The sequence below is a fragment of the Mesorhizobium sp. C399B genome (genome assembly GCF_030323185.1).
Classification (GTDB): Bacteria; Pseudomonadota; Alphaproteobacteria; order Rhizobiales; family Rhizobiaceae; genus Mesorhizobium.
In genome coordinates, this window is the sequence record NZ_CP100472.1 from 5,334,593 (window position 1) to 5,354,379 (window position 19,787).

Consider the following 19,787-nt stretch of genomic DNA (forward strand, 5'->3'; position numbering starts at 1 on the left):
TGGTTTTGCATCGGCCCGGGTCCTAGGATCGAGCGGCCGGAGCAGCGGAGGAGAAAGCGGCATGTACAAGGCCCCGGTCGGCGACATTTCGTTCACGCTCAAGCATGTCGCCGGGCTCAAGCCGGCGCTCGACCGCGGCACGTTCGGGGACCTCGGCGAAGACCTTGTCGACGCCATCCTGTCCGAGGCCGGCCGCTTCGCCAGCGAGGAAGTGGCGCCGCTCTACAAGATCGGCGACCAGCATGGCGCGGTGCTGAAGGATGCGACCGTGACCACGCCGCCCGGCTGGAAGGCGCTTTACCGCAGCTGGATCGACGGCGGCTGGAACGCGCTGTCGGGACCGGAAGAATTCGGTGGCCAGGGCCTGCCGACCATGGTCGGCGTTGCCGCGCTCGAAATGTGGAACTCCGCCGCCATGGCCTTTGGCATCGGCCCGACGCTGACCATGGGCGCGGTCGAGGCGCTCGACAAGCATGCTTCCGAAGCGCTGAAGGCAAAGTATCTGGCAAAGCTCGTCTCCGGCGAGTGGATGGGGACGATGAACCTGACCGAGTCGCAGGCCGGTTCCGATCTCGCCGCCTTGCGCAGTCGCGCCGAGCCTGCCGGCGACGGCACCTACCGCATCTTCGGCCAGAAAATCTTCATCACCTATGGCGAGCATGATTTCACCGACAACATCATCCATCTGGTGTTGGCGCGGCTGCCCGACGCACCGGCCGGCACGCGCGGCATCTCGCTGTTTTTGGTGCCGAAATTCCTGGTCAATGATGACGGCTCGCTCGGCGCCCGCAACGACGTCTTCTGTTCCGGCCTCGAGCACAAGCTCGGCATCCATGCCTCGCCGACTTGCACCATGATCTATGGCGACGGGTTCCAGGGTGCTGCGCCCGGCGCCATCGGTTGGCTGATAGGCGAGGAGAACAAGGGGCTCGCCTGCATGTTCACCATGATGAACAACGCGAGGCTTTGCGTCGGCATGCAGGGCGTGGCAGTGGCCGAAGCCGCGACGCAGAAGGCGATCGCCTATGCCAATGAGCGCCGCCAGGGCAAGGCATCGGACTTTTCAGGCGCCGGGATGGCGCCGATCGTCCATCACCCCGACGTGCAGCGCAATCTCTTGACCATGAAGGCTTTGACCCAGATCGCCCGCGCCATCTCGTATTCCTGCGCCTATGCCATCGACTTCGCGCGTGTGTCGACAGGCGAGGAGGCCGCGCATTGGCGCGATCGCGCCAATCTGCTGACGCCGCTGGCCAAGGCCTTTTCCACCGATATCGGCGTCGATGTCGCATCGCTCGGCGTCCAGGTCCACGGCGGCATGGGCTTCATCGAGGAGACGGGCGCGGCCGCGCTCTATCGCGACGCCCGCATTGCGCCGATCTATGAAGGCACCAACGGCATCCAGGCGATCGACCTTGTAGCCCGCAAATTGCCGCTTGGCGGCGGCGAGCATGTGCATGGCTATATCGCCGAACTGAAGGCCATCGCCGACGAGGTGCGGACCTCGAACCTGCAGGGCTTCGGCCGCACCGCCGAAGCGCTTGACCAGGCGTTCGACGATCTCACCGAGGCGACGCGCTTCCTGCAGAAGCTGCTGGCCGACGGCCGTCTGGACGAAGCGCAAGCCGGTGCAACCCCCTATCTCAGGCTGATCTCGCTTGCTGCCGGCGGCGCTTATCTGGCGCGTGGCGGACTTGCCCAGCAGAGCCGCATCGCCCTTTGCCGCTTTTTCGCCGAAAACCTGCTCGGCGAAGTCAGCGCCTTGAAGGAACGCGTCATCGATGGCGCCGAGAGCCTCGCTACCGCCGGCAAGGCGCTGATAACGGCCTGAATACCAGAGCGCTCACCAGGGAAGAATGACCGTGACAGACCATATTCTCGTCGAGCGCCAGGGCGCCATCCAGATCATCCGCATGAACCGTCCCGACAAGAAGAACGCACTGACGCGCGCCATGTACGCGACAATGTCCAAGGCGCTGGCCGATGGCGATGCCGATCCGGCGGTCCGCGTCCATGTCTTCCTCGGTGTTTCAGGCGCCTTCTCTTCCGGCAACGATCTCGCCGATTTCCTGGTCATCGCCACCGGCGGTGAAGGCGGCAACGAGGTCTGGGACTTCCTGATGGCGCTGGCCAAAACGGAGAAGCCGATGGTCTCCGGCGTCGACGGCATTGCCGTCGGCATCGGCACCACGCTCAATTTGCATTGCGACCTGACTTTCGCCACGCCGCGCACGGTGTTCCGCACACCATTCGTCGACCTCGGCCTGGTGCCGGAGGCGGGCTCCAGCCTGCTGGCGCCGCTCATCCTCGGCAGGCAGGGCGCCTTCGCGCTGCTTGGGCTCGGCGAAGGTTTTTCCGCCGAACGCGCCAAGGCCGCCGGCCTGATCTATGAGGTGGTCGAGGAGGGCGGGCTAGAAGCCGCGGTACTCGCCGCGGCCGGCGCGATCGCCGCCAAGCCGCCGCAGGCGCTGAAGATTGCGCGTGACCTGATGCGCGCCCCGCGCGACGAGCTTGTCGCCCGCATCAAGGTGGAGAGCGAGCATTTCTCCGAGCGGCTGAAGTCCGACGAAGCGCGCGCCGCGTTGACGGCCTTCATGACGCGCAAGAAGGCCTGAACTTATCCTCAGGGATAAAGCCGTGTCTTGTCCCAGCCGCCTTCGGCGTTGCGCGAAAAGACCAGCCGATCGTGCAGCCGGAATGGCCGGTCGTGCCAGAACTCGATCGCCTGCGGCACGATGCGGAAGCCCGACCAGTGCTTTGGCCGCGGGATTTCGCCGATAGGGTAGCGCGCCGTGTATTCGGCCACCGCCTTCTCCAGGGCAAAGCGGCTTTCCAGCGGCCGCGACTGTTTCGAAGCCCATGCGCCGATCCGGCTGCCGCGCGGCCGCGTCGCGTAATAGGCGTCGGCTTCAGCGTCGCTGACGATCTCCACCGGACCGCGTATGCGCACCTGGCGGCGCAGCGATTTCCAGTGGAAGCACATCGCCGCCTTCATGCTGCCAAGAATCTCGCGGCCCTTGGCGCTCTCGAAATTCGTGTAGAAGACAAAGCCGCTTTCATCGAAACCCTTGAGCAGCACCATCCGCACATCCGGCATGCCGTCGGCATCGACGGTTGCAAGTGCTACGCCGTTGGCGTCGTTGATTTCGCTTTTCTTGGCGTCCTCCAGCCACTCAGCAAAGAGCCGGAACGGCTCGGCGGCTTCGGTAAAGTCACTACTTGTTAACTCAGTGTCACTCATAGTTTTTCTCAAATTGTCTCGAGCTTCAGGAGGTTGCCGATTGTCGCGTATCGCGCAAGCTTTTGACAGCGGGCAATGGAGCGTTATCGCTTCGGCCAGTTCGAAAGCCGTGATCGTGATTATCGCACTGCCGCTTGCCGCCTGCGGCGCCGGCGGCTTCAGCCTGGAAAAGGCCGAGGTCGATCGTTCCATCGTCACCTCAAGCGCGCCGGCGAGGGTGACATCGACGGACGCCGACAGCGCTTCCGACCAGACCACGATCGGCAATGCGGTGTCTTCGGCCGACATCGAGGAGCTTCGCGGCCAGGCCGTGCCGTGGGCGAATGCCGACACCGGCTCGCGGGGCTCCATCACCGAACTCGCCGAAGTGCAGGACAACGGCCAGGCCTGCCGCAGCTTTACCGCCTCGCGCGAAAGCTTCGACGGCGTCGCTTTGTTCAAGGGGCAATTGTGCATCGCCGCGGCCGGCGGCTGGCACATGCAGGACTTCAAACCGCTCTGATTTTTCGAGGTTTGCGGGCGCTGCAATTTCAACCCTCGATAAGCCTGTGCGCCACTGGAATTTCTTCCTATGGGAGCGCATATAAAGGCCAACGTGGATTTAACTCATTTTCCAGGGCAGGACGCATGCGCGACCCCTATGAGGTGCTGGGCGTTGCCAAGAACGCATCGGCCAAGGACATAAAATCGGCCTACCGCAAGCTCGCCAAGAAGTATCATCCGGACCAGAATCCGAATGATCCCAAGGCCAAGGACCGTTTTGCCGCCGCCAATCAGGCCTATGAGGTCGTCGGCGACGAGAAGAACCGTGCGGCCTTCGACCGCGGCGAGATCGACGCCGACGGCAAGCCGAAATTCCAGGGCTTCGAGGGTGCAGCCGGCGGCGGCGATCCGTTCGGTGGCTTCCGCCGCCAGCAGGGCGCCGGCGGCTCGCGCTTCGAATTCCGATCGGGGCGTCCGGGCGGCGATCCGTTCGACGGCAACAGCGACATTTTCAGCCAGATCTTCGGCGACGCCTTTTCCGGCGCGCGTGGCGCCGGAACAGGCGACCGCCGCCAGCAGGCGACCGCCGCCGATCTCAACGTGACGCTCGACGTCACCATCGAGGAGATAGCGACCGCCGAAAAGGTGACGGCGATGTTCCCCGACGGCCGCAAGATTGCGGTCAAGCTGCCGGTCTATGTCGAGGACGGACAGACCATCCGGCTGAAGGGCCAGGGCGAGCAGGGGCCGGGACAGCCGGGCGATGCGCTGGTCAAGATCCGTATCCGCAGGCACCCGCGCTACCGCATCGAGGGCCGTGACCTGCATGCCGATCTGGAGGTAGCGCTTGCCGATGCGGTGCTGGGCGCCAAGGTGCCGGTCGACACGCCGACCGGCAGGCTGGCGGTCAACATTCCGGCCTGGTCGAGCTCCGATAAGGTGCTGCGCCTGAAGGGCAGGGGCTTGCCGGAAAAGGCGGGTGGCCATGGCGATCTCTACGCCCATGTCCGCATCATGCTGCCGGAAGGCGGCGACAGCGAACTCGAAGCGCTGATGCGCAGCCGCAAAGGCTGACGCGGCTGGACTTGTCTGGCTAGCTGCCGGGCGCTGCTTCCTCCATCCGCCGGATGGTTTCGCCGAAGCGGCGCAACGCCTGCCGCACCGGGACATGCGGGCTCTCGATCTCAAGCAGGATCATCGTCTCGCTGCCGAGGAATGCGGCGCTGACCAGGCTGGTTACTTCGGCGGCGGAGAATGGCCCGAGGCCGCCGAACCGCCGCTCCGCCTCTTGCGCCAGTCCGTCCAGCAGTTCGAACCAGCCGCGCAGGTCGCGGCGCACCGCCTTGGCGATCTCGGGGCTCGACAGGCTTGCCGCGATCATCTCGTGCAGGATCCGGACATAGCCGGACGCCAGATCATCGTCGAGGAAATCGCAAGCGCGCTCCCAGCGTTGCCACAGCGGCATAGGTGCCGCAAAAGTCTCCGCCTGGCGCTTCAGCAGGCCCTCGTTCAGATGGTCGAGCAGGGCCAGGAACAGCCGTTCCTTGGAGCCGAAATGGTAATGGATCTGGCTGAGCGGAACGCCGGCGATCTCGGCAACGCGGCGCGTCGACAGATCGGCATAACCGCCTCGATGGAGGCATAACTCGGCGGCCGAAATCAGTTCGGCGCGCGTGTCGCGCTTTTGCTTGTTCTGCGGCGGGGTAACGGCTTCGGCAGCGTCCGTCATGCGGCGTGGCTGCCGCTGTTAGCGGTGCAATCTGGGCGGATCATAGCTTCTCCTGTCCGGGGCTGGACGTCCCTCCACTCTATCTCGGTCGAGCGACCGATCAAGTTGACTCGCTAGAAAATTTATGGTTTTTGACGCTGAATTCGGTCGACCGACCGAATCCTGATGCTTGCATGGAGGGCACTCATGGCGGGCGTAATCACCCTTATCTACGGCGTTGCCGCATACCTGATTTTTCTCGGTTCGTTTCTCTATGCGGTCGGTTTCGTCGGCAACATGGTTGTGCCGAAATCGATCGATTCCGGAGTCGCTGGAAGTCCGGTCGAAGCCGTCATCGGCAATGCACTGCTGCTCGGCCTTTTCGCCGCCCAGCACAGCATCATGGCGCGGCCGGTTTTCAAGCGCTGGTGGACACGGATTGTCCCGCACGCGGCCGAACGCAGCACCTATGTGCTTTTGGCCAGCCTCATCCTGCTGCTGCTCTACTGGCAATGGCGGCCGATTCCCGGTCTCGTCTGGACGGTCGAGAACCCGGTCTGGGTCGCCGTCATCCATGGCGTGTTCTGGCTCGGCTGGGCGGTATTGTTGACCAGCACCTTTCTGATCAACCATTTCGAACTGTTCGGCCTGCGCCAGGTTCTCGCCGCTTTGCGCAAGAGCGAACCGGCGCCGCCCGTGTTCAGGACGCCGCTGTTCTACAAATGGGTCCGGCACCCGCTCTATGTCGGCTTTCTCCTGGCCTTCTGGGCGACGCCGTCGATGACATGGGGCCATCTTCTGTTCGCGGCGGGCAGCACCGGCTACATCCTGCTCGGCATCTTCCTCGAGGAACGCGATCTCGTCGCGATGTTTGGCGATCAGTACCGCCTCTACCGCAAGCAGGTGGGAATGCTCATTCCCTGGCGCAAAATGGCTGGATAGGGCCGATGCGTTGCCGACCAGCCGATTCGGCTGGTCGGCCGGGCCTGGGCCATCAAGGCGCGCTGGCCGCAGTGAGGTGTTCAAATCTCACAACAACGTTATTATCCCCCATTCGTTGTCACGCCGAGTGTCTGAATTGAACGCGCGCCCCGTCTGCGCTTGATGCGCCTTTCTGCCTGTGCGATAGGCACTCCAAAGCAGAAAATCTTTCGGAGAGCGCTGACATGGCGGGTGGACAGGGCCTTATGGCCGGCAAGCGCGGCCTTATACTGGGCGTCGCCAACAACAGATCGATTGCCTACGGCATCGCCAAGGCCTGCGTCGACCATGGCGCCGAGATCGCGCTGACCTATCAGGGCGAGGCGTTCAAGAAGCGCGTCGAGCCGCTGGCTGCGGAATTGGGCGCCTTTGTCGCCGGTCATTGCGATGTCACTGATCCGGCGAGCCTCGACGAGGTGTTTGCCAATGTCGCCAAGCATTGGGGCGGCAAGCTCGACTTCCTCGTCCATGCCATCGCCTTTTCCGACAAGGACGAGCTGACCGGACGCTATGTCGAGACGACGCGCGACAATTTCCTGCGCACCATGGACATTTCGGTCTATTCCTTCACCACCATCGCCAAGCGCGCCGAAGCGCTGATGACCGACGGCGGCTCGCTGCTGACGCTGACATATTACGGCGCCGAAAAGGTCATGCCGCATTACAACGTCATGGGTGTCGCCAAGGCCGCGCTCGAAGCCAGCGTGCGCTATCTCGCCGTCGACCTCGGCGGCAAGAAGATCCGCGTCAACGCCATCTCGGCCGGGCCGATCAAGACCTTGGCTGCTTCGGGCATCGGCGACTTCCGCTACATCCTCAAGTGGAACGAATACAATTCGCCGCTGAAGCAGACCGTCACCCAGGAAGAAGTCGGCGATTCCGCCGTCTATTTCCTGTCGGACCTGTCGCGTGGCGTCACCGGCGAGGTGCACCATGTCGATTCCGGCTATCACGTCGTCGGCATGAAGGCGGTCGACGCGCCGGATATTTCGACCGTCAAGGAATAGTTCTGCCGCGGTTTCCGCCCGCCTGTCCTGATTTCCGGAAGACCTGATGGTTCCGCTCGTCTACATCGTGCGCCATGGCCAGACGCAGTGGAATGCCGAGTCGCGGCTGCAGGGCCAGGCCGACACCGATCTCAACGCGCTCGGCCGCGAGCAGGCGACCCGCAATGGACGGCGGCTGGCCGAACTGATCCAGAACCCTGAGGATTTCGACTTTGTCGCCAGCCCGATGAAGCGGACGCGCGAGACGATGCAGCGGCTGCGCTTGGCGATGCAGCTCGATCCCGATGGCTACCGCACCGACCCGCGTCTGGTCGAGGTGCACTTTGGCGACTGGCAGGGCTTTACCTATGCCGAACTCGATGCGCGGATGCCGGGCTCGGCGAAGGCGCGACGACGCAACAAATGGAATTTCCAGCCGCCGGGCGAGGGCGCCGAAAGCTACCAGATGCTGCTCGAACGGGTGAAGCCGTGGTTCGACGCGCTCGACCACCAGACGGTCTGCGTCACGCATGGTGGCGTCGTGCGGACCCTGTTTCGGATGGTCAAGGGTGTTTCCGAACACGAAGCGGCAAACCTGGAAGTGCGGCAGGACCGGGTGCTCAGGCTGCAGGACGGGCGTCTGGATTGGCTTTAGGTTCGAGCAGATAAACAGGACGACTGTCCTGTTTATCCGTGCAGGGCTCCGCCGAGCGGCAAGACCCTGTTCGGCGTCGGTCTTATTCGGTGTCGGGCAATTCCATGTCGGTGACGACGTTCTCGCCATTCGTCACGTCATAGGCAATCACGACATCCATGCCCGGCTTCAGCGAATCGAGATCGGTCTCGGCGTTGAGCTTGAAGGACTTGCCGTCCTCCAGCGTCAGCGTCAGTGCGTCCTTGTCGACCTTCTTGATCAGGCCTTCGGTCTGGCCGGCATAGGCGGCGGTGGAAATCAGCAACATGGCGGCAGCAGCGCCAATCAGGGTACGCATCGTCGTCCTCTTTGTCATTGCGCCTGCACGGATGGCGGCGAGCTTTCAACGGGCGGATGGAAGAGAGCAGAAACCAACCGAATGTGTCAAAACTAAAACCGCCGGATCACAGTTTGACCGCTGTGGAAAACGCCAATAGAACGCACCTTTGATCCGGTCCGCTGCCGGGCAGGGCTAAAATTCATGTCTCACAACACGTTCGGCCATCTCTTCCGCGTCACCACCTGGGGCGAAAGCCATGGCCCGTCGCTCGGCTGTGTCGTCGACGGCTGCCCGCCCGGCATCCGCTTCACACGGGCCGAAATTCAGGCCGAACTCGACAAGCGCCGCCCCGGCCAGTCACGTTTTGTGACGCAGCGCCGCGAACCGGACGAGGTGAAGGTGCTGTCCGGCTTCATCCTCGACGAGGACGGCGAGTCGATGATCACCACCGGCACGCCCGTCTCGATGCTGATCGAGAATGTCGACCAGCGCTCCAAGGACTATGGCGAGATCGCCCGCCAGTACCGTCCCGGCCACGCCGACTACACCTATGACGTCAAATACGGCCTGCGCGACCATCGCGGCGGCGGCCGTTCTTCGGCCCGCGAGACCGCCGCTCGCGTGGCGGCCGGCGCCTTGGCGCGCAAGGTGGTGCCCGGAATGGTGGTGCGCGGCGCGCTGGTCTCGATGGGCGAAAAATCGATCGACCGCGCCAACTGGAACTGGAATTTCATCGGTGACGCCGAAAACCCGTTCTTCACCCCCGATCCGGCCTCGGTTCCGGTCTTCACCAGCTATCTCGACGGCATCCGCAAATCCGGCTCCTCGGTGGGCGCGGTTATTGAAATCATCGCCGACGGCGTGCCAGCCGGCCTTGGCGCGCCGATCTATGCCAAGCTCGACCAGGACATCGCGTCCGGCCTGATGTCGATCAACGCCGTCAAGGGCGTCGAGATCGGCAACGGTTTCGAAGCCGCGCGCATCACCGGCGAACAGAATGCCGACGAGATGCGCATCGGCAATGACGGCAAGCCGGTCTTCCTGTCCAACAATGCCGGCGGCATTCTGGGCGGCATCTCGACCGGCCAGGCGATCGTCGCCCGCTTCGCCGTCAAGCCGACCTCGTCGATCCTGACGCCGCGAAAATCCATCGACAAGGACGGCAACGACGTCGACGTCATGACCAAGGGCCGCCACGACCCCTGCGTCGGCATCCGCGCCGTGCCGATCGGCGAAGCCATGGTTGCCTGCGCCATCGCCGACCATTATCTGCGGCACCGGGGACAGACAGGCCGGGGATTAGGCAGTAGGGATTAGGCAATAAGCCAGCCCGTACTTCCTTCCCTAACTCCTACTGCCCAACCCCTATTCCCTGCGAGCGAAGCGAGCCAATGCCATACGATCAGAAGAAAATCGTCGAAGCCATCCGCGCCTTCGAGCGCGGCGAGATCGTCGTCGTCATGGACGATGACGGGCGTGAGAACGAGGGCGACCTGATCGTTGCCGCCGTGCATTGCAGCCCGGAGAAAATGGCCTTCATCATCCGTCACACCTCCGGCATCGTCTGCACGCCGATGCCGCGCGAGGAGGCCAAGCGGCTCAATCTGCAGCCGATGGTCGCCGACAATGATTCCGCCCACACCACGGCCTTTACCGTCAGCGTCGATTTCAAGCATGGCACCACCACCGGCATTTCGGCCGAGGACCGCACGCTGACCGTGCGCAACCTGGCCAACGGCAATGTCGGCGGTTCGGATTTCGTTCGCCCCGGCCACATCTTCCCGCTGATCGCTAGGGAAGGCGGCGTGCTGATGCGTTCGGGCCATACCGAAGCCGCGGTCGATCTCTGCAAGCTTGCCGGCCTGCCGCCGGTTGGCGTGATCTCGGAGTTGGTCAATGACGACGGCACCGTCAAGCGCGGCCCGCAGGTGGCGAGCTTTGCCGAGGAACACGGCCTCAAGCAGGTCTCGGTCGCCGACCTCATCGCCTACCGGCAGCGCAAGGAAACGCTGGTCGAACGCGTCGCCTGCTCCGAAATCGACACACTCGGCGGCAAGGCACAGGTCTTCACCTACACGCTGCCCTGGGATTCCATGCACCATGTCGCGGTCGTTTTCGGCGACATCCGTGACGGCGAGGACGTGCCGGTGCGGCTGCATTCGGAGGATGTGGTGACCGACGTGTTCGGCACCAGCCACCGGCTCGACGCCATTATGAAGGCGATGGGCGAACGCAAGCGCGGCGTCATCGTTTACCTCCGAGAGGGTTCGGTCGGCGTCGCCCATCAGGAGCGCAACCGGCCGATGAGTGCCGACCGTGAGGACCACGAAGAGGCCCGCCGCCGTGAGAACGAGTGGCGAGAAATCGGCCTCGGCGCGCAGATTCTCAAGGATCTCGGCATCTCCTCGATCAATTTGATCGCCTCGCGCGAACGCCACTATGTCGGGCTTGAGGGCTTTGGCATTCATATCGCCAAGACCGAGATTTTCTAGGGGACAGGGGGCGGTCGGATGAGCTTCGAGGCCTATCTCAATTGCTTTGAAGATGGCGAAGAGAGCTACTTCCCCACATCGATCGTCGAGGATGCCTTCGCGCCGTTCGTCACCAGGCGTGAACCTGAATTCACCTGCTGGGTCGTCGCCTATGACGATGCGTCGTCGGCCGACCTCTATCTCAATTTCGACCCCGGCGATGCCTCGCGATGTTCAGGCTTCACCGTCGCGCGGCCGCCCGACGATCCGCGCCTCTACGAAGCGCTGTGGAAAATCCTGCGTGTCACCAGCTCGGTCGTGTATTGCGCCGGAGAATGTCCGCCGATGGTCGGGCGCGCTGAAACCATACCCCATCTGAACCCGGATATGGTTGAGACACTGGGAAGTCCTGTTGTCGTTCTCGATGGAAACGAGATCCGCAAGAGGCTTGAACAGTCGTAGGGAGCCGCGCTCCTTTGGAGAAGCTGCGTCCGATCCGCGTTCCCGACCGGACGCTTGTGCGTTTATTCCGCGGGAACGGCGGCTGCACCGCAGCCGTCCAGCTCGCAGGCGCGGGTGGCCAGGCTGCGCTGGCCCAGCAACACCGTCACCAATGCGATGACGCCGGCCGCCACCGAGACCCAGAACCCGTTGCGGGCGCCGAATTCATCCACCACCGCACCGGCGGCAAACGAACCGAGCGCCATGCCGATGCCGATGCCTGTCATCACCCAGGTGATGCCTTCGGTCAGCATCGCTTCCGGCACGTGGCGTTCGATCAGGCCGAAGGCGGTGATGAAGGTTGGCGAGATCGCCACGCCGCTGATGAAAACGGTCAGCGCCAGCAGCGGCACCGTGTCGGCGGTGAGCGGCAGCAGCGTGCCGAGCGCAACGAGGGCGACCGCGAGGGCCAACTGGCGCTGCAGCGGCGCTTTCAGGTTGAGCGCGCCGACGATAAGGCCGAGCACGAACGATCCCAGCGCATAGACGCCGATGACGAGGCTGGCGGCGCCCGGCTGGCCGAGTTCCTTGGTGATCGCCACCGTGCTCACTTCCGTGGTCGCGAAGGTGGCGCCGACGAAGATCAGGGCGAAGGTGATGATCTGCACCGACCTGAGCCGGATTGCCGAGCCGCTCGAGACATGATTCACCGGCCGCACTTGTGGTTCGGTCGAACGCTGCAGGATGAAGGCTGCCGAGCCAAGGGCGAGGAATAGCGTGCTGACCAGGACACCGGCTTCCGGGAACAGAGCGGCACTCAAGCCCACCGACAGCGATGCGCCTGCAATGTAGACGAGTTCGTCCGCCGCCGATTCGAAGGCGAATGCGGTGTTCATCTGCGGCCGGCCGCGAAAAATCTCGGTCCAGCGCGCGCGCACCATCGCCGGCATGCTGGGCATGGCGGCGGCCGCCAGTGCCGACACAAACAGCGTCCACACCGGCCAGTCCTGATTGGCTGCGGCAATCAGCACCGCGAAGGCGAGCACGGTGAGGATGGTGGTCGGAATCACGATCCGCGTCTGGCCGAGGCGATCGACCAGCCGTGATATCTGCGGCGCCACGAAAGCGTTGCTCAGCGCGAACGTCGCCGAGACAGCTCCCGCCAGCCAGTATTCGCCACGCGTCTGCGAGAGCATGGCCACGATGCCGATCGGCGCCATGGCGATCGGCAGCCGCGCGAGGAAGCCCGCGGCGGCAAACCCCTTGGCTCCAGGGGCACCAAAGATTTCCGAGTATGGGTTTTGCATGGCTGGTTCCTCGACAAAGGCCAATTCGACAATTACATACGGTCCGTATGAATATAGGTAGTCGATACGCCGCGTATGTCAATTGGCATACGAAGCGTATGTGAATAAGGCCAGAACCATGCACAGACCCCGCAAGGAGATGATTGCCGAAACGCGCGCCAAGCTGATCACGGCGGCCCGCCACGCTTTCGGCACAATCGGCTATGCCGAGGCGTCGATGGACGACTTCACCGCCTCGGCCGGGCTGACCCGCGGCGCGCTCTACCATCATTTCGGCGACAAGAAGGGCCTGCTGCAGGCTGTCATCGCCGAAATCGATGGCGAGATGGCCGTCCGCATCCATGAGATTGCGTCGCGGGCGCCAAGCCGCTGGCAGCGTTTCGTCGACGAATGCACGACCTATATCGAGATGGCGCTGGAGCCGGAAATCCAGCGCATCATGTTTCGCGACGGTCCGGCTGTGCTCGGCGATCCGGCGCAATGGCCGAATGCCAATGCCTGCGTCGGTTCAATGACCGATCATCTGACGGCTCTGCAGCAGGAGGGGGTGGTCGTCCCCGGCGTCGACCCCGAAACCGCCGCCCGGCTGATCAACGGCGCCAGCAGCCAGGCGGCACAGCGCATCGCCAATTCGAACGACCCCGAAGCCACGTCGAAGACCGTGGTGGCGGCCTTCCAGCAGTTGCTTGAAGGCTTGCTTAAAAAGCAGGACTCGCAGCCGGTCTGAAATCTCGCCAGCCGATCCCCGGCATTGCCGAGATTGACAATTCCCGGCCCGGGTTCATCCTCGCCGTCCATCTCTGAGGGGAGATTCGGGCGCATGTGGGATTTCGAAATCGGCAGGTCGGTGTCCATCATGATCAGGACATGGCCATTCATCGTCTTTCGCATGATCGTCTATTTCGGCATTACGCTCGCCTACATCGTGGCGACCGGCAGCGGCGCCTCGGTCGGCTATGGCGTCGGCCACATCTCCACCGATCCCGACGGGCCGCTGTCTTTTGCGCTCTGGGGCGGCATCGTCGGCATCGGCGTCGTTTCGATCGCGCTGTACTGGATCCGCGAATACATCCTCTATGTCGTCAAGGCCGGCCATATCGCCGTCATGGTCCATTTGATCGATGGCCGGGACGTTCCCAATGGGCAGGACCAGATCGCCTACGCCAAGGACGTGGTGAAGGAGCGTTTCGCCGAGGCCAACATCCTTTTCGTGGTCGACCAGCTGGTCAAGGGCGCCATCCGCGCCATCACCGGCCTGATCGGCGGCATCGCCGCCTTCCTGCCCATTCCGGGTCTCGGCGGCCTGATCGCTTTCATCAATACGGTCATCCGCCTGTCGCTGACCTATGTCGACGAGATCATCCTCGGCTACAACATCCGCATCAATTCATCATCGCCCTTCGAGACAGCCCGGCAAGGCGTCGTGCTCTACGCCCAGAACGGCAAGACCATGGTCAAGAACGCCATCTGGCTGGCGGTCATCATGTGGGGTGTGTCCTTCGTCATCTTCCTTTTGATGCTGGCGCCGGCCGCCGCCATCATGTGGTTCATTCCGGGGCAGCTCGGCGGCTGGGCCTTCGTGCTCGCCATCCTCCTTGCCTGGGCCTTCAAGGCGGCCTTCATCGAACCCTTCGCCATAGCCTGCCTGATGCAGGTCTATTTCAAGACCATCGAAGGCCAGGTGCCGAACGCCGAATGGGACCAGCGGCTGGCCGAGGGGTCGTCCAAGTTCAGGGAACTCAGGGATAAGGCGCTGGCCTCCTTCGGCGGCTCGCGCTGGACGCAGCCGGCGCCCGGGGTGTAATCCCTGTTGAACGTCGGGGCGGTGCGGCGTCAAACCATGGTCAAAGCGGCCGGGCGCGCCTATATCGGGTCATGGTCACCAGGCTCTACACCCATCCGATCTTCCTCGAACATCTGACGCCCCCCGGTCATCCGGAGCGGCCGGACCGCTTGCGCGCTATCGAGCGCGTGCTCGACGACGAGGCCTTCACCGCACTCGATCGGGTAACGGCGCCGCAAGGCGACGAGGCCACAATCCTCTACGCCCACCCCGAGGATTTCGTCGCCCGCGTCCGCGCCGCGATCCCTGAAAGCGGCATTGCCTCGATCGACGCCGACACGAGCGCCAGCCCGAAAAGCTGGCAGGCGGTGGTCACTGCCATCGGTGCGGCCAACGCTGCCGTCGACGATGTTTTCGAGGGCAGCGTTGCCAATGCCTTCGTCGCCGCGCGTCCGCCCGGCCATCATGCCGAAAAGACCACGGCCATGGGCTTTTGCCTGTTCAACACCGCGGCGATCGCGGCCCGCTACGCGCAGAAGAAACACGGCGCCGAGCGTGTCGCCATCGTCGACTGGGACGTGCATCACGGCAATGGCACGCAGGACATTTTCTGGGACGATCCCTCGGTGCTCTATTGTTCGACGCACCAGATGCCGCTCTATCCCGGCACCGGGGCTAAAAACGAAACCGGCGCCGGCAACATCGTCAACGCGCCGCTGGCGCCGCAGACCGGCTCGGACATGTTTCGCGATGCCTTGCTGTCGCGCGTCCTTCCGGCACTCGACAATTTCGCGCCCGATCTGATCATCATTTCCGCAGGCTTCGACGCTCACCATCGCGACCCGCTGGCCGAGATCAACCTCAGCGAGGACGATTTCGACTGGGCGACAGGCCAGTTGCTGGAACGCGCCGGGCGCCACAGCGGCAACCGGCTCGTCAGCCTGCTTGAGGGCGGCTACGATCTGCAGGGACTGGCATTTTCGGTCGCCGCCCATGTCGGGCGGCTGATGAAGGGGTAAAGTATGGCTGGCGAAGCAAATGAAGACGTGAAGGCGATGAGCTTCGAGCAGGCACTCGACGCGCTGGAAAAGATCGTCGATGATCTGGAACGCGGCGACGTGCCGCTCGACCAATCGATCAAGATCTATGAGCGCGGCGAGGCGCTGAAGGCCCATTGCGACCGGCTGCTGAAGGCGGCCGAAGACAAGGTCGAGAAGATCAGGCTGTCGCGTGATGGCAAACCGGTGGGAACGGAGCCGCTCGACGCGGAGTAGTGGAATGGGGCGGGCATAAAGCAGATAGGAGTTCAAGCATGTGCAGAAACATCAAGACCCTGTTCAATTTCGAGCCGCCGGCGACCCATGACGAGATCCGCGACGCCGCCCTTCAATTCGTGCGCAAACTGAGCGGAACGACGCGCCCCTCGCAGCGCAACCAGGCAGCCTTCGACCGTGCCGTCGAGGCGATCGCCGAATCGGCGCATGAATTGCTGCATTCGCTGGAAACCACGCATCATCCGCGCAATCGTGAAGAGGTGGCGGCCAAGGCAAAAGCCAAATCGGCGCTCCGCTTCGCCTGAGGACATCCAGATGAGTTTCTTCCCCGGCAAGGACCCTGAGCCTGGCGATGCCTTCGCCAGCGACCAGATCGAGCTCATGGTCATTCCAAACGCCAAGGACATTGGCGGCTTCCAGGTTCGTCGCGCTCTGCCGACGGCAAAGCGGCGGCTGGTCGGTCCCTTCATCTTCTTCGACCGCATGGGGCCGGCGATCTTGCGCGCCGGCCAGGCGATGGATGTGCGCCCGCACCCGCATATCGGGCTTTCCACCGTCACCTATCTGTTCGACGGCAATATCAGGCACCGCGATTCGCTCGGCACCGAGATGGTCATCCAGCCCGGCGACGTGAATTTGATGACCGCCGGCCGCGGCATTGTCCATTCCGAGCGCACGCCCGAAGAACTGCGCGGCGCGCCGATGTCGGTCTCCGGCCTGCAGACATGGCTGGCTTTGCCCGACGGCAAGGAGGAAGTGGCGCCGGTGTTCGAGAACACGGCCGCGCTCCTTCTGCCCGAGATCGACGCCGAAGGTGTTTCCGGCCGCGTGGTGATCGGCGATTTCCAGGGACTGCGCTCGCCGGTAAGAGCCGACACCGAGACGCTCTACGCCGATCTGAGGCTGGCGCCCGGCGCCAGCGTCAAAATTCCCGCCGACGCCGAGGAACGCGCCATCTACACGCTGGACGGCGATGTCTCGATCTCGGGCGACCGCTTTCCGGCCGAACGGCTGCTGGTGTTCCGGCCTGGCGACGAGATCGTCGTGTCGTCCGAGCGCGGCGCCCATTTCATGCTCTTCGGCGGCGCTTCGCTCGGCTCCCCGCGCCACATCTGGTGGAACTTCGTCTCGTCGTCGAAGGAACGCATCGAACAGGCCAAGCAGGAATGGAAGACGGGCCGCTTCGATATCGTTCCCGGAGACGAGGAAGAGTTCATTCCGTTACCGGACAATTAACGTCAGCATCACCCGCGTCACTGACACGCATTTACATTCCGGCGACGCAGGCATATTTCGCCATGATCGACGCGCATCATAGCTGAGCAGGCCCTTTAACAGTGAACGCAACGCTGCATACGCCGCTTCTCGACAAGGTCCGCATTCCAGCCGACCTGAAGAAGCTTGACGAAAGCGAGCTGCCGCAGCTGGCCTCGGAGCTGCGCGCCGAGCTGATCGATGCCGTCTCGCATACGGGCGGGCATCTCGGCGCCGGCCTCGGTGTCGTCGAACTGACGGTGGCGCTGCACTATGTCTTCAACACGCCGGAAGACCGCGTGATCTGGGATGTCGGCCACCAGGCCTATCCGCACAAGATCCTGACCGGCCGCCGCGACCGCATCCGCACGCTGCGCCAGGAGGGCGGCCTGTCCGGCTTCACCCGTCGCGCCGAGAGCGAATACGACCCGTTCGGCGCCGCGCACTCCTCGACCTCCATTTCCGCTGGCCTCGGCATGGCCATGGCGCGCGACCTCTCCGGCGGCCACAACAATGTCATTGCCGTCATTGGCGACGGCGCCATGTCCGCCGGCATGGCCTATGAAGCCATGAACAATGCCGGCGCGCTTGATGCCCGGCTGATCGTCATCCTCAACGACAACGACATGTCTATCGCGCCGCCGACCGGCGCCATGAGCGCCTATCTGGCGCGGCTCGCGTCGGGCAAGACCTATCTTGGCCTGCGCGATTTCGGCAAGAAGCTGACCTCCTATCTCGGCAAGCGCGCCGACCGCGCCATCAAGCGGGCGGTCGAGCATGCGCGCGGCTACGTCACCGGCGGCACGCTGTTCGAGGAGCTTGGCTTCTACCATATCGGCCCGATCGACGGCCACAATCTCGAGCATCTGATCCCGGTGCTGAAGAACGTCCGCGACCATGCCGACGGTCCGGTGCTGATCCATGTCGTGACCCAGAAGGGCAAGGGCTACGCGCCGGCCGAGGCTGCGGCCGACAAATATCACGGCGTCAACAAGTTCGACGTCATCACCGGCGCGCAGACCAAGGCCCCGGCCAATGCGCCGGCCTACACCAAGGTGTTCGCCGAGAGCCTGGTCCAGGAGGCCCGCCTGGACGACCGCATCGTCGCCGTCACCGCCGCCATGCCGAACGGCACCGGCCTCGATTTGTTCGGCGAAGCGTTTCCGACCCGGACCTTCGATGTCGGCATTGCCGAGCAACACGCCGTGACCTTCGCCGCCGGCCTCGCCAGCGAGGGCTACAAACCCTTCGCCGCCATCTATTCGACCTTCCTGCAGCGCGCCTACGATCAGGTCGTCCATGATGTGGCGATCCAGAAACTGCCGGTGCGTTTCCCGATCGACCGCGCCGGGTTCGTCGGCGCCGACGGCGCCACTCATTGCGGCGCCTTCGACACCACCTTCCTGGCGACGCTGCCGGGCTTCGTGGTGATGGCGGCTGCCGACGAGGCGGAGCTTCGCCACATGGTGCGCACCGCCGCCTATTATGACGAAGGCCCGATCGCCTTCCGCTATCCGCGCGGCAATGGCGTCGGCGTCGACATGCCGGAGCGCGGCTCGGTCCTCGAAATCGGCAAGGGCCGCATCGTCAGGGAAGGCACCAAGGTGGCGCTTCTGTCCTTTGGCACCCGGCTGCAGGATTGCCTGCTGGCGGCCGAGGAACTCGGCGCGGCAGGGCTTTCGACGACGGTTGCGGACGCCCGTTTCGCCAAGCCGCTGGACGAGGATTTGATCCGCCGTCTCGCCCGCTCGCACGAAGTGCTGGTGACGGTGGAAGAGGGCGCTGTCGGCGGTTTCGCCAGCCACGTGCTGCAGTTCCTCGCCCATGAAGGCTTGCTGGAAAGCGGTCTGAAAGTTCGGCCGCTGGTGCTGCCGGACGAGTTCACCGACCACGCCAAGCCGGAAAAAATGTATGCCGATGCCGGGCTCGACGCGGCCGGCATCGTGCGCACCGTGTTCGTCGCGCTCGGCCATTCCGCGCGCGCGCAACGGGCCTGAATCAAACCTCACGCCTCTGAAGCGGTTGTCGGCAGCAACCCTAACGCTGTGTTAACGCTTCCTTTTGGCGTTTTGCTTACCGTGTCTTTTGGCCGTTTTTCAACGCCCCCCTGCTAGAACGAGAGCCAGGCAGGGAGTTAAAAACAATGCGAACGCTTCTGTGCGGCGCGGCCCTTTTGGCCGTCATCGCCGCGCCGGCCATGGCCGAGACGCGCTATGACCGCAAGCTCGAACAGGCGGTGGCAGGCATCGTCGCCGGCAAGATGGGCGATATCAGGGGCGCTTTTTCCTACAAGCAGGTTCCGCAGCTTGTCGTCGTGCCGGACGCACCAGTCGTTGCTGTCGAGCGCCCGCGCAAGCAGGCTTCAGATGACGTAAGCGACGGCCTGATGCCGGCCGTTGAACGGCAGGTCTCACGGACGATCTTCTAAAACCACATATCGCGCACGCAGCGCCCATCGCGCGGCAGGTCGTCATAAGTGTCCAGCCCGTCGAAATGGTCGATCGGCAGGTCGGCGACCGCCTCAGGCGGTGCCAGCCTGACCTTGATGGCGATACGCGTGCGGCCGCTGTCGCTGCGGCGCAAACCGCGCCAGGCAAGCACACAGGCACATGTCGGGCAAAACAGGATTTCCAGCGACGGCGTCTCCTTGCCGGCGCGGGTGTAGGACTGCACAGGCCCCGCAAGCCGGATACGCTCGTCGACAAAGTCATAGGCCCAGAGTGTGCCATAGCGGCGGCAAAGCGTGCAATTGCAGGCCGTGATCGGGCCGGGATCGCCTTCCAGGGTCCAGTGGGCGGCGCCGCAATGGCAGGTTCCCGTCAGCATTCGTCTTCCTCCGCATTGCCTGAGCCTCTACATCTTGCCGGACTGGCTGCGCTATTCA

Annotated in this window: 23 protein-coding genes; 18 read left to right on the forward strand and 5 right to left on the reverse strand. The window is 63.7% G+C overall.

Annotation, left to right across the window (positions count from 1 at the left end):
* Positions 1-61: 61 nt before the first annotated feature.
* Positions 62-1,831 carry an acyl-CoA dehydrogenase family protein gene (locus NLY36_RS25255; protein WP_286456335.1) on the forward strand — a complete coding sequence of 590 codons (1,770 nt, stop codon included), beginning with the start codon at positions 62-64 and terminating at the stop codon, positions 1,829-1,831.
* 31 nt (positions 1,832-1,862) lie between these two features.
* Complete coding sequence (locus NLY36_RS25260; protein WP_023709883.1) at positions 1,863-2,615, forward strand: crotonase/enoyl-CoA hydratase family protein; 753 nt, start codon at positions 1,863-1,865, stop codon at positions 2,613-2,615.
* Between the two features lie 8 nt (positions 2,616-2,623).
* Here the strand turns inward: NLY36_RS25260 and pdxH are convergent, their stop codons facing one another.
* Positions 2,624-3,241 (reverse strand): pyridoxamine 5'-phosphate oxidase, encoded by a 618-nt coding sequence (gene pdxH, locus NLY36_RS25265; protein WP_023668448.1) that lies wholly within the window; start codon positions 3,239-3,241, stop codon positions 2,624-2,626.
* A 40-nt stretch (positions 3,242-3,281) separates the two neighbouring features.
* Here pdxH and NLY36_RS25270 point away from each other — a divergent pair, with 40 nt between their 5' ends.
* Together NLY36_RS25270 and NLY36_RS25275 are read left to right on the forward strand one after the other, a co-directional pair.
* Complete coding sequence (locus NLY36_RS25270; RefSeq protein ID WP_023687129.1) at positions 3,282-3,743, forward strand: RT0821/Lpp0805 family surface protein; 462 nt, start codon at positions 3,282-3,284, stop codon at positions 3,741-3,743.
* A gap of 125 nt (positions 3,744-3,868) precedes the next feature.
* Positions 3,869-4,798 (forward strand): DnaJ C-terminal domain-containing protein, encoded by a 930-nt coding sequence (locus NLY36_RS25275; protein ID WP_023692090.1) that lies wholly within the window; start codon positions 3,869-3,871, stop codon positions 4,796-4,798.
* Between the two features lie 19 nt (positions 4,799-4,817).
* On the opposite strand, the gene NLY36_RS25280 is transcribed toward NLY36_RS25275, so the two are convergent.
* Entirely contained in the window at positions 4,818-5,453 is a 636-nt protein-coding gene (locus NLY36_RS25280; protein ID WP_023692089.1) for a TetR/AcrR family transcriptional regulator, read from the reverse strand.
* A 186-nt stretch (positions 5,454-5,639) separates the two neighbouring features.
* Here NLY36_RS25280 and mddA point away from each other — a divergent pair, with 186 nt between their 5' ends.
* From mddA to NLY36_RS25295, 3 genes are all read left to right on the forward strand, one after another.
* Entirely contained in the window at positions 5,640-6,374 is a 735-nt protein-coding gene (mddA, locus tag NLY36_RS25285; protein WP_023723279.1) for a methanethiol S-methyltransferase, read from the forward strand.
* Between the two features lie 224 nt (positions 6,375-6,598).
* On the forward strand, positions 6,599-7,420 hold the full coding sequence (gene fabI, locus NLY36_RS25290; protein WP_023727494.1) for an enoyl-ACP reductase FabI: 822 nt from the start codon (positions 6,599-6,601) through the stop codon (positions 7,418-7,420).
* Positions 7,421-7,466: 46 nt separating this feature from the next.
* Entirely contained in the window at positions 7,467-8,054 is a 588-nt protein-coding gene (locus NLY36_RS25295; RefSeq protein WP_023692086.1) for a histidine phosphatase family protein, read from the forward strand.
* An 82-nt stretch (positions 8,055-8,136) separates the two neighbouring features.
* On the opposite strand, the gene NLY36_RS25300 is transcribed toward NLY36_RS25295, so the two are convergent.
* On the reverse strand, positions 8,137-8,391 hold the full coding sequence (locus NLY36_RS25300) for a DUF1344 domain-containing protein (protein ID WP_023687135.1): 255 nt from the start codon (positions 8,389-8,391) through the stop codon (positions 8,137-8,139).
* 183 nt (positions 8,392-8,574) lie between these two features.
* Here NLY36_RS25300 and aroC point away from each other — a divergent pair, with 183 nt between their 5' ends.
* The 3 genes from aroC to NLY36_RS25315 all read left to right on the forward strand — a co-directional run bounded on the left by aroC (position 8,575) and on the right by NLY36_RS25315 (position 11,306).
* The gene (gene aroC, locus NLY36_RS25305) at positions 8,575-9,690 is read left to right on the forward strand and encodes a chorismate synthase (RefSeq protein ID WP_023807497.1); all 1,116 of its coding nucleotides are present in this window, start codon (positions 8,575-8,577) and stop codon (positions 9,688-9,690) included.
* A gap of 74 nt (positions 9,691-9,764) precedes the next feature.
* Positions 9,765-10,865, forward strand: coding sequence for a 3,4-dihydroxy-2-butanone-4-phosphate synthase (gene ribB / locus NLY36_RS25310; protein WP_023685407.1), 1,101 nt, complete (start codon positions 9,765-9,767; stop codon positions 10,863-10,865).
* 18 nt (positions 10,866-10,883) lie between these two features.
* Positions 10,884-11,306, forward strand: coding sequence for a hypothetical protein (locus NLY36_RS25315; RefSeq protein WP_023685408.1), 423 nt, complete (start codon positions 10,884-10,886; stop codon positions 11,304-11,306).
* A gap of 62 nt (positions 11,307-11,368) precedes the next feature.
* Here NLY36_RS25315 and NLY36_RS25320 read toward each other — a convergent pair whose 3' ends face one another.
* Complete coding sequence (locus tag NLY36_RS25320; RefSeq protein WP_023716104.1) at positions 11,369-12,592, reverse strand: MFS transporter; 1,224 nt, start codon at positions 12,590-12,592, stop codon at positions 11,369-11,371.
* Positions 12,593-12,710: 118 nt separating this feature from the next.
* On the opposite strand from NLY36_RS25320, the gene NLY36_RS25325 reads away from it, so the two are divergent.
* The 8 genes from NLY36_RS25325 (at position 12,711) to NLY36_RS25360 (ending at position 19,331) form a co-directional block, all read left to right on the forward strand.
* Positions 12,711-13,319, forward strand: coding sequence for a TetR/AcrR family transcriptional regulator (locus tag NLY36_RS25325; RefSeq protein ID WP_023685410.1), 609 nt, complete (start codon positions 12,711-12,713; stop codon positions 13,317-13,319).
* 93 nt (positions 13,320-13,412) lie between these two features.
* Positions 13,413-14,396 carry a hypothetical protein gene (locus NLY36_RS25330; protein WP_023685411.1) on the forward strand — a complete coding sequence of 328 codons (984 nt, stop codon included), beginning with the start codon at positions 13,413-13,415 and terminating at the stop codon, positions 14,394-14,396.
* Positions 14,397-14,467: 71 nt separating this feature from the next.
* Positions 14,468-15,394: a histone deacetylase family protein gene (locus NLY36_RS25335; RefSeq protein WP_023685412.1), complete on the forward strand. Its 927-nt coding sequence runs from the start codon at positions 14,468-14,470 to the stop codon at positions 15,392-15,394.
* Positions 15,395-15,397: 3 nt separating this feature from the next.
* Positions 15,398-15,649 (forward strand): exodeoxyribonuclease VII small subunit, encoded by a 252-nt coding sequence (locus tag NLY36_RS25340; RefSeq protein ID WP_023668433.1) that lies wholly within the window; start codon positions 15,398-15,400, stop codon positions 15,647-15,649.
* A 38-nt stretch (positions 15,650-15,687) separates the two neighbouring features.
* Positions 15,688-15,954, forward strand: a complete 267-nt coding sequence (locus NLY36_RS25345) for a DUF2277 domain-containing protein (RefSeq protein ID WP_023668432.1) — start codon at positions 15,688-15,690, stop codon at positions 15,952-15,954.
* Between the two features lie 10 nt (positions 15,955-15,964).
* Positions 15,965-16,885 carry a pirin family protein gene (locus NLY36_RS25350; protein WP_023685413.1) on the forward strand — a complete coding sequence of 307 codons (921 nt, stop codon included), beginning with the start codon at positions 15,965-15,967 and terminating at the stop codon, positions 16,883-16,885.
* 101 nt (positions 16,886-16,986) lie between these two features.
* Positions 16,987-18,900, forward strand: a complete 1,914-nt coding sequence (gene dxs, locus NLY36_RS25355) for a 1-deoxy-D-xylulose-5-phosphate synthase (RefSeq protein ID WP_023732098.1) — start codon at positions 16,987-16,989, stop codon at positions 18,898-18,900.
* 146 nt (positions 18,901-19,046) lie between these two features.
* Positions 19,047-19,331, forward strand: coding sequence for a hypothetical protein (locus NLY36_RS25360; RefSeq protein ID WP_023735582.1), 285 nt, complete (start codon positions 19,047-19,049; stop codon positions 19,329-19,331).
* Here the strand turns inward: NLY36_RS25360 and NLY36_RS25365 are convergent.
* A complete protein-coding gene (locus tag NLY36_RS25365) occupies positions 19,328-19,729 on the reverse strand; it encodes a GFA family protein (protein ID WP_023735581.1) in 402 nt (133 codons plus the stop codon). The genes NLY36_RS25360 and NLY36_RS25365 overlap by 4 nt on opposite strands.
* Positions 19,730-19,787 lie beyond the last annotated feature (58 nt).